Annotated in this window: 3 protein-coding genes; all 3 read right to left on the bottom strand. The window is 76.1% G+C overall.

The window, feature by feature from the left end:
• On the bottom strand, positions 1-3,809 hold a 3,809-nt coding region (locus ACFVHB_RS35740), incomplete at its 3' end, for an amino acid adenylation domain-containing protein (RefSeq protein ID WP_380330720.1).
• 91 nt (positions 3,810-3,900) lie between these two features.
• The gene (gene gntD, locus ACFVHB_RS35735; RefSeq protein ID WP_380330717.1) at positions 3,901-4,932 is read right to left on the bottom strand and encodes a guanitoxin biosynthesis L-enduracididine beta-hydroxylase GntD; all 1,032 of its coding nucleotides are present in this window, start codon (positions 4,930-4,932) and stop codon (positions 3,901-3,903) included.
• 97 nt (positions 4,933-5,029) lie between these two features.
• On the bottom strand, positions 5,030-6,139 hold the full coding sequence (vioD, locus tag ACFVHB_RS35730; protein ID WP_380330714.1) for a capreomycidine synthase: 1,110 nt from the start codon (positions 6,137-6,139) through the stop codon (positions 5,030-5,032).
• Positions 6,140-6,202 lie beyond the last annotated feature (63 nt).

Here is a 6,202-nt window from a genome sequence, read left to right as displayed (position 1 = left end):
ATGTGGTGGAGGACGAGGGTGAGGAGGTGGTGGTCGGGGGCGAGGGTGAAGAGGGCGGCGCGTAGGGGGAGTTGGGTGGTGAGGTCGAAGGGGGTTGCGGCGAGGGTGGCGATTCGTGTGCGGGCGTCGGTCTCGTCGTCGGCGTGGTGGGTGTGGAGGGGGATGAGTCCCTTGGTGGCGGGGCGGATGTCCTGGCGGGGTTCGCCGTCGGTCTCGGGGAAGAGGGTGCGCAGCGTCTCGTGGCGCTCGACGACGTCGTCGAGGGCGGCCCGCAGTGCCTCCGGGTCGACGGCCTCGGTCAGCCGCAGCACCACCGGCATCGCGTACGCGCTGGTTCCGCTCTCCATCCGGTTGAGGAACCAGAGCCGCTGCTGCGCGAAGGAGAGCGGCACCACCTCGGGGCGCTCCGCGCGGACCAGCGGCGGCGACGCGGCGGCGGGACCGGCACTGTTCAGGCGTTCGGCGAGGGCGGCGACGGTCGGCGCCTCGAAGAGGTCGCGCACGCCCAGCTCCGCGTCGAGTTCGCTGCGGACGGCCGCGACCAGGCGCATCGCCAGCAGGGAGTGGCCGCCGAGGTCGAAGAAGCTCTCGTCGATGCCCGGTTCGTGCCCGGTGCCCAGTACCTCGGCGAAGATCCGGCACAGGGCGGCCTCCCGTTCGTCGCGCGCGGTCCTGCCCGCGGCGGACTCCTGGCGGGGCGGGGCCGGCAGCGCCCGCCGGTCCAGCTTGTTGTGCGCGGTCAGCGGTAGCGCGTCGAGCACCACCAGCGCGGACGGGACCATGTAGCCGGGCAGCGCCTTGGCCAACTCGGCGCGCAGGGCGGCCGGTTCGATCTCGGCGCCGGGCACCGGGACGAGGTAGCCGACCAGCTGCCGGTCGCCGGGCCGGTCCTCACGGACCACCGCCGCTGCCGCCGCCACCGGTTCCAGGGCGGCCAACGCCGCCTCCACCTCGCCCAGTTCGATCCGGAAGCCGCGGATCTTCACCTGGTCGTCCAGCCGCCCGAGGAACTCGATCGCCCCCTCCGGCAGTCGGCGGGTCAGGTCGCCGGTGCGGTAGAGCCGGGCACCGGGCTCGCCGAACGGGTCCGGGACGAAGCGCTCGGCGGTCAGGCCCGGGCGGCCCAGGTAGCCGCGGGTGACCTGGGCGCCGCCGATGAACAGCTCGCCCGGGACCCCGACCGGCACCGGCTCGCCCCGGCCGTCCAAGACGTACGCCCGCACGTTGCCGAGCGGCCGGCCGATCGGCACCGTCGGGGTGGCCGCCAGCTCCTCGGCCCGCGGGCGGTGGGTGGTGACGCCGACCGTGGTCTCGGTGGGGCCGTAGTGGTTGAGGACCGCGCAGTCGGCCCGGCCCAGCAGCTCCCGGACGAAGGTGCTGGTGGAGCCCTCGCCGCCGAGGATCAGACCGCGGCGGGGGAGCACCCGGTGCTCGGCCCCCGGTCCCTCCAGCGCCGCCAGGTGCGACGGGCTGATCTTCAGGTAGTCGATCGCGTGCTCGGCGCAGTAGGCCGCCAGCAGCCGCCCGTCCGAGGCGGTGTCGGCGTCCACCATGTGCAGCGTGCCGCCGCCCAGCAGCGCGGCCGAGAGCACGGTGACGCAGGAGTCGAAGGTGAACGGCTGCACCATCGCGTACCCGGCGTCCGGCGCGAGGTCCAGTGCGGACACCACGGCGGTGCGGTAGTTGAGTACCTGCCGGTGTTCGACCACCACGCCCTTGGGCCGTCCGGTGGAGCCGGAGGTGAACAGCACGTAGGCGGCCTGGCCCGGGTCGACGGCGACCTCCGGGGCGGTGTCGGGCAGCGCGTCGAGGGCCAGTTCCTCCACCACGACCGCCCGCACGCCGGCCGGCAGCCGGTCGGCCGCGGCGGCGCGGGTGATCACCACGGGGGCGGCGGTGTCGGCGAGCATCATCGCCATCCGCTCCTGCGGCTGGGCCGGGTCGATCGGCACGTAGCAGCCGCCCGCCTTGAGCACGGCGAGCAGCGCCACCACCGTCCAGCTGCCGCGCTCCAGGCGGATGCCGACCGGGGTCTCGGCGCCGACGCCGAGCCCGCGCAGGTGGTGGGCCAGCCGGTTGGCCAGCCGGTCCAGCTCGGCATAGCGGTGGGTGCCGTCGGCGCCGACCACCGCGACGGCCTGCGGGGTCCGGGCGGCCTGCTCGGCGAAGCGGCCGTGGAAGGTGCCGGCCGGCACCTCCAGGGCGGTGGCGTTCCAGGTGCCCAGCACCAGCTCGCGCTCGGCGGCGGTGAGCAGCGGCAGCCGGCCGACCGGGCGGTGCGGGTCGGCGCAGGCCTCGCGCAGCAGGGTGGCGTAGTGGGCGAGCAGGCGTGCGGCGGAGCGCTCCTCGTAGCGGTCGGTGCGGTGCACCAGGGTCAGCGCCAGGGTGTCGCCGGTCTCCGAGACGGTGAAGGTCAGGTCCCGCTTGGCGTCGGCCGGACCGGCCCCGTCCAGCGGGCGCAGCACCAGCTCACCGGGCGCCTCCCCGGGAGCGCCGCCCGGGGCGGCCTGGTCGAGCACCAGCATGGTGCGCGCCAGCCCGTCCGGGGAGCCGGCCCGCAAGCGGGCGGCCAGCTGCTCGAAGGGCACCTCCTGGTGCTGGAGGTCGCGCCGGGTCGCCTCGGCGGCGCGGTCCAGCAGTTCGGCGAAGGTCGGCTCGCCGGACAGGTCGCCGCGCAGCAGCAGGGTGTTGACGAAGCAGCCGATGAGGCCCTCGAGTTCGGTGCGCTCGCGGCCGCCGACCGGGGTGGCGACCACCGGGTCCGGCCCGCAGCCGTAGCGGTGCAGCAGCGTCTGGAGTGCGGCCAGTGCCACCGTGAAGAGCGTGGTCCGGTGCCGCGCGGCCAGGGCCCGCAGGCCCGCCGTGACGTCGGCGGGCAGCTCCAGGCGGTGCGAGCCGGCGCCCGGGCCGCCCGCGGGGCGGCCGGTGGCGGTGGCCGGCGGCGGGGTGTCGGCCAGGCCGGACAGCCGCTGCTGCCAGTAGTCCAGGCTCTCCTGGTACGCGGCGCCGTCGAGCCGGCCGCGCTGCCAGGCGGCGAAGTCGCCGTACTGCACCGGCAGCGGCGGCAGCGCCGCGCCGCCCGGCCCGCCCGCCGACCGGTAGACCGCCGCGACCTCGGCCAGCAGCACGTTCACCGACCAGGCGTCGACGGCGATGTGATGGACGGTCAGCAGCAGCACGTGCTCCTGCTCGCCGGTGCGCAGCAGCGCCGCCCGCAGCAGCGGCCCGGCCGCCAGGTCGAACGGGGTGTGCGCCTCCTCGGCCAGCCGCTCGCGCACCCGTGCCTCGGCGCCTCCCGGCGCCGACCGGAGGTCGGTCACCGGCAGCGCGAACCCGCCCTCCTCGTGCACCCGTTGCACCGGAGCGCCGTCCGGACCGGCGGCGAACGTGGTGCGCAGCACCTCGTGCCGGGAGATCACCGTGCGGAACGCCCGGGCCAGCCGTTCGGCGTCCAGCGGACCGGTGCAGGCCACCGCCATCGGCACGTTGTACGCCGCCGACTCCGGGGCGAGCTGCTGGGCCAGCCAGATCTGCTCCTGGGCGAAGGAGAGCGGCACCGGCGCCCCCGGGGTGCGGCGCGGCACGCCGGCCGTGGCGGCCGGGCGCCGGGCCAGCCGCTCGCGCAGCCGGGCCTCCAGCCGGGCCCGCTGGTCGGGCGACAGTTCGGCGATCCGGCGGGCGGTGTCGGCGGCCGTACCGGCGGCGGTGCCGGCCGCGGCGGCGGTCGCGGTGGCGGCGGTGGCGGCGGTGGCGGTGGCCTCGGCGGTGCGGCCGGTCGGCGACGCGGCGGCGGACTGGGTGGTGCTCACGGTGCTCTCCCCGGAGAAGGTCAGGCTGGCCCGAAGGGGCTGGGCGGAAGGCGGAGTCGGGACGGCGGCGGACGGGGCCGGCGGTCCGCGCTCAGAACAGGACGCGGGAGCCGGCGGCGGCCCGGGCGTCGCGGGACTTGCGCAGGTCGCGGGTCACGTTGACCCGCTTGAGCCAGCGGTCGGTGCCGTCGAAGCGGGCGGCGAAGGAACTGCGGCCGTGCACCGCCCGGTAGTTGTCGACGAAGACGATCTCGCCGGGGGCCAGCGCGGCGCCGCCGAGCCGGCGGTCGATCTCCGCGGAGAGCCGCTGGAGGGCGCCCCGGGCCTCCTCGTCCAGCCGGTCCAGGTCCATGAAGTACGGGTCCAGGCACAGGTAGGGGTCGGCCGGCGAGCCGAACAGCACCGGGACGGGCGCGGCGTCGTCGCGCATCCGCTTCAGCCGCTCGTACGCCTCGTCGAGCAGCTCCTCCCCGCCCGCGAGCGGCCGGCCGGGGCCGCTGTCGAGCATCTGGAGGTGCGAGTTGTCGGGCAGCATGTAGAACCGCGGCTCGGCGAGCACCCGCCGGTCCTCGGCGGAGATCTCCAGCTCCTGCACGCCGACGAAGGTGGTGGGCACGCGGTCCGGGTTGCGCAGGCACAGCAGGCCCACGTAGTCGCCCCGGTAGGGGTGGAAGGCGTCCTCGACGTGCCAGAAGATGGTCTGGTTGCTGCCGGTGCCGATCTGCTCGTCCTCGTGGCCCTTCACCGGCAGGACGTCGTGCACCAGGTAGCCGTCCTGCTGGGTGGCCCAGGCGACCGGCTCGCCGAGCAGCGCCCCGCACAGCAGCAGGAAGATCTCCTCGCGCAGCGCCGGGGAGACCCCGGTGCGGTGCTGCCAGTGCGCCGGGGTGGCGCCGATCCGGTCCTGGTCGACGCGGTAGCCGGAGACCACGCAGGCGCCGGCCGGCTCGTGCAGCCGGAAGTCGGTCAGGAAGCGGCGCAGCGCGAGGGGCAACCGGTGGGACTGGACGGTGAGTTCGTCCTGGAGGGCCTGGTCCTCGACGCTGCCGTACCGGGCGGCGAGCTCGTCGAGCAGGGCGGCGACCGCGTCGGCGTCGGCGGGGTCGAGCGTGAGGGTGTGCATGGGTGTCACCTCGGTGGTCGGTGGTGCGGGGAGGGCTCGGCGGAGCCCGGAGGGAGGGGCGGCGGGGAGGGGCGGCGGGTCGGGCCCGCGGCGGGCCTCAGCCGGCCGCGGGCAGCAGCGCGGCGAGCCGGTCGAGGCCGGCGGCCAGCTCCGCGGAGGAGCCGCCGAAGCCGAGCCGGATGTGCCGCGGGGCGCCGAAGCAGGAGCCGGGTACGACCAGCACGCCGTGCTCGCGGTCGAGCCGGTCGGCGAACGCGGTCACGTCCGCCACCGTGGTCAGCTCGGGGAAGGCGGTGACCCCGCCGGCCGGCAGGTCGGCGGTCACCCGGTCGCGGTGCTCGGCCAGCCAGCCGGCCAGCACCGCGCGGTTGGCGGTGGCCTGGGCCAGCCGGGGGCGCAGCAGCTCGTCGGCGTGCCGGACGGCGTGCGTGGCCACCGCCTCGACCAGCGGGGACAGCGCCAGGCTGGTGTAGTCGCGGCGGCGCACGCAGCCGGCCAGCACCTCCGGCGCGGCCAGCGCCCAGCCGACCCGCAGGCCCGGCAGGCCGTACGCCTTGGACAGGGTGCCGAAGGAGATCGCCCGGGGGTAGCCGGGGGCCGGGTCGGGCAGCGGCTCGCGGTCGTAGACCAGGTGCTGGAAGGCGTTGTCCCAGGCGAGCCAGGTGCCGTACCGGGCGCAGGCGCCGACGATGGCGGCCTGCTGGTCCCCGGTCACGGTGGCACCGGTCGGGTTGTGCGGGAAGTTGACCACCACCATGGCGGTGGCCGGGCCGATCAGCGCCAGCAGTTCGTCCTCGTTGGTGACCACGCCGTGCTCGGTGCGCATCGCCCAGGGGACGATCCGGCAGCCCAGCGAGGCGGCCACCTCGACCAGCGCGTGGTAGGCGGGCGCCTGCACCACGACCTCGTCACCGGGCTTGAGCAGGGCCTGCATGACCAGGTAGATCGCCTCGCTGGAGCCCTGCGTGGCGATCACCGAGCCGGGGTCGGTGCCGTGCCGCTCGGCGAGGGCGGCGCGCAGCGGCTCGCCGCCGAGCGAGTGGCTGTCGCGGAACACGATGCCGCCGAGCGAGGCGGCGTCGGTGCCGGCCAGGGCGAGGACCTGGTCGACGGTGTAGTTCTCGACACCGCTGCTGCTGATGTCGTAGGTGGTGGTGAAGTACCGCTCGCGGAGCCAGTCCTCGAGCAGGGCGGGGGCGATGGTCACGAGTTCCTCCAGGGGCCGGGTCGGTGGGTGGTTGCCGGGGCGGGCGCCGGGGAGCGCCGGGGC

Source organism: Kitasatospora sp. NPDC127111 (genome assembly GCF_042677465.1).
Lineage (GTDB): Bacteria > Actinomycetota > Actinomycetes > Streptomycetales > Streptomycetaceae > Kitasatospora.
Note: the sequence above shows the minus strand (reverse complement) of the source record. Positions and strands in the feature narration are given on the sequence as shown.

Coding starts and splice junctions, on each gene's coding strand:
- gntD (WP_380330717.1), bottom strand. CDS start 4,932: ATGCACACCCTCACGCTCGACCCCGCCGACGCCGACGCGGTCGCCGCC.